The following is a 529-nucleotide window of genomic DNA, read 5'->3' as shown; positions in this document are numbered from 1 at the left end:
ATAAGATTGCCAGACTATACGAGTATCTTAATAATCTATCTGCTGAAATTATTGCCTATGAATCAACAGTACTTAGGGCGATGAATGGCAGAATAATGGATCAACTATCAGGGGCTGTGGAAGCCTATGCCTTAATGCGCAATGTCCAATGTCTAGCTATATCCCCTACCGCAGTCCGTAAATCCTTATTAGGAAAAGGAAATAAGAAGAAAGAAGATATTCAGGAATATATCAAGGGCAGATTCCATATACCCTGCAATTCCTCGCATCATGAACTCGATGCCTTAGCTGTTGCCCTTTGTGCCCAGAATCTTCTGTAGGATACTCTTCTTACTATGCTCATCGTCCTCATCCAATCTATCCTTTAAGGCTCCAAGTCCTTTGCTTATGGCGATTTCCCCAATGCTACCTAAACCTGCCAAGGAACCAGCATAGACTAGGTTTCCTAACGTGTTCCCAACCTTAGCTGCAAATTTAATCTTCTGACCTCTATCAGTATTATATCTATTGGCGATGGGATCAAGTTCTC

The 529-nt window shown here is 41.6% G+C and carries 2 protein-coding genes; one reads left to right on the top strand and one right to left on the bottom strand.

The genetic code is table 11. The features are described from left to right. A partial coding sequence (locus ACK4IR_RS12445) for a crossover junction endodeoxyribonuclease RuvC (RefSeq protein WP_409874652.1) occupies nt 1–320 on the top strand: 320 nt, incomplete at its 5' end. On the opposite strand, the gene ACK4IR_RS12440 is transcribed toward ACK4IR_RS12445, so the two are convergent. After that, nucleotides 285–529: hypothetical protein (locus ACK4IR_RS12440; RefSeq protein WP_409874651.1), on the bottom strand; the 245-nt coding region annotated here is incomplete at its 5' end. The genes ACK4IR_RS12445 and ACK4IR_RS12440 overlap by 36 nt on opposite strands.

It is taken from the genome of Thermosynechococcus sp. (assembly GCF_046299635.1).
Classification (GTDB): Bacteria; Cyanobacteriota; Cyanobacteriia; order Thermosynechococcales; family Thermosynechococcaceae; genus Thermosynechococcus.
Note: the sequence above shows the minus strand (reverse complement) of the source record. Positions and strands in the feature narration are given on the sequence as shown.